1 protein-coding gene is annotated in these 2,398 nt (G+C 36.5%); it reads left to right on the top strand.

From position 1 onward, the window contains the following. Window positions 1-40: 40 nt before the first annotated feature. On the top strand, window positions 41-2,281 hold the full coding sequence (locus tag BLS65_RS17580) for a translocation/assembly module TamB domain-containing protein (protein WP_092441090.1): 2,241 nt from the start codon (window positions 41-43) through the stop codon (window positions 2,279-2,281). The last annotated feature ends 117 nt before the right edge of the window (window positions 2,282-2,398 follow it).

The raw sequence follows: 2,398 nt of genomic DNA on the forward strand, positions 1-2,398 counted from the left end.
GCAATAAACCCAAACACCGCAAAAAATAAAAAAATCGTCAATGATTTGTTGGATTACGGTAAAATTGCGGCATAAATCTTACCGAACTATTGAGTCTATAATAGCCTTAAATAAAACAGTTTATGATAGTGTGTTTGTTGAAAGTATTATTTTGAAAGCCAACGGGAAACTTACAAAGTCCGATACCACATTGAATGCCCATTTGTTGGTGAAAAACATACGAAATGAATCGTTTCAGTTGGACTCGGTAGCAATTGATATAGATGCCAGTCCAAAGTTTGCTTACGTTAGCGCTCAGTTGCTAAACCACGATCTGAATACTTCGCTGAAAGCAGGAATAAACTTGGGCAAAAAAATTAGAATACAGCTGGATGATTTGTTAATCGGTTACAGAGATCAAAATTGGGCATTGCAACAATCTCCAGCAACTATTGAAATAGATTCAGTCAATTACAGGATCTCAGACTTTAAGTTAGCATCCAACAATACTGGAAGCGATCAGTATGTTTCAGCCAATGGAATATTCAGTATGAAAGGGAAAGAAGATTTGAAACTCAAATTGGCAAATATTGATATTCAGGAGATGGCTAAATTGTTTGGACAGAAAATAGATGCCTCAGGCAATCTTAATTTGGACATGCATTTGAGCGGGGTGGCGAGTTCTCCTACTTTAAACGGTACATTTGGAATTGATGAGGCCATTTTTAATAAGTATGAAATAAATAAATTTGGTGGAAATATCGATTATCGTTCCAATATTTTAAAACTGGAATCTCAAATTATAATACAGGATAATGGTCGTATTGAGCTCTCGGGTGAATTACCATTGCATATTAAGTTGGACAGTGCCAGTTTCCGATTTAATCCTAGGGATTCCGTTTTTGCTCATCTTTCGGTCGATCATTTCCCAATGGCAATATTCCAAATACTCAACCTGACGGAAGAAATAAAAGGGGTTATGGATGGGGAAGTTACTGTGAAAGGAACTGTTGAATCACCTGATCCTAAGGGAAACTTGCAGTTGGTAGATGGTTCATTGCGAATTATACAATATGGAGTAAAATATAATGATATAGCGTTCAAAGTTGAATTTGTGCATGATAAAATCAAGTTGACTACATTGGGCATAAATACATCTGATGGGAGTATGAAAGCCACTGGGCAAATTGATTTTAATTCTGATTTTTACAAGGGTAAAATTAGTAATTCAGCTATAAACGTAAACTTCAACAAGTTTAACCTATTTGACCATAAGCAATTTAATGTACAACTAACCGGTGATGCTACCTTTGGTGGTGAAAAAGATAAAGTAGTATTTGGTGGTAATGTGAGCATTCCCAAGGCAGAGGTATATTTGCCATTCATTTTTAATATGATGGGTAAGTTCAAAACTCCACCACTTCCGAAGCCAATATTGGTAAGGGAGATGAATAAAATGAGTCGCTCGGAGAATTCATTGGTTCTGGTATCCGAAGAAATGACTACGAAAGATAGTATCAAGTTTGATTATTTTAATGATTTAACTGGAAAGTTGCGAATTAAGATCCCCAAAAACACTTGGATCAAAAACGAAGATATGCGCGTTGAACTTTCGGGCGATTTGGAACTGATAAAGAACCATAATTATTTTGAGGTATTTGGAACCGTTGATATAGTGCGTGGTCAGTATGATCTTTTTGGAAGGACATTTAAAATTGATGAAGGCACAATGAGTTTCAACGGAGGTGAGAAGATAGCTCCGGAAATGAATATACAAGCTACCTATAAGTTCCGTAATTCAGTAAAAATACAACAGCAACTCACAGTAAATATAAAAGGAACAGTTTCCTCTCCTTCAATTAGTTTTATGCTCGACGGCAATTCGATTAATGATGGTGATGCGCTATCATATATTCTGTTTGGAAAAGGATTGAACGAGCTATCCGTTGACCAACGTGAGGGTGTGTCCGAAAGTGCTAGTGGTGGGAGTATGGCCGAAAATGCAGCAGCTTCTCTCTTATCATCGCAACTAACAAAGTTTCTTGGGAATAAGCTTGATTTCGACTATCTCGAACTAAAAACCGATGGCGAGTTTGACCATGCGTCACTTGTTGTTGGAAAATACCTAACTAATGATTTGTTTGTTAGCTACGAACAACAGTTTGGAAAAACAGATCAGAAGGATATTGCTCAACGTGTTGTAAAACTTGAATATGAACTTTTTCGATTTTTGTTTCTGCAGTTGAATAACTCATCAACAGATAGTGGCTTTGATGTAGTATTTAAGCTGGAATTCAAATAAGTTTTGGAGCATGTTTCTTTCAAGAGCAAGATTCAACTCACAAATGCAACTTGGGTTAACTGATTATATGTTAAGAGGGGAGAGATAAACCCTAGCCTTTTTCTAGGCCGACTGTTA

Source organism: Williamwhitmania taraxaci, from assembly GCF_900096565.1.
GTDB classification, from domain to species: Bacteria; Bacteroidota; Bacteroidia; order Bacteroidales; family Williamwhitmaniaceae; genus Williamwhitmania; species Williamwhitmania taraxaci.

What these genes read in the sequence shown, in the direction of transcription:
- BLS65_RS17580 (WP_092441090.1), top strand. Translation starts at nt 41, where the DNA reads ATGATTTGTTGGATTACGGTAAAATTGCGGCATAAATCTTACCGAACT.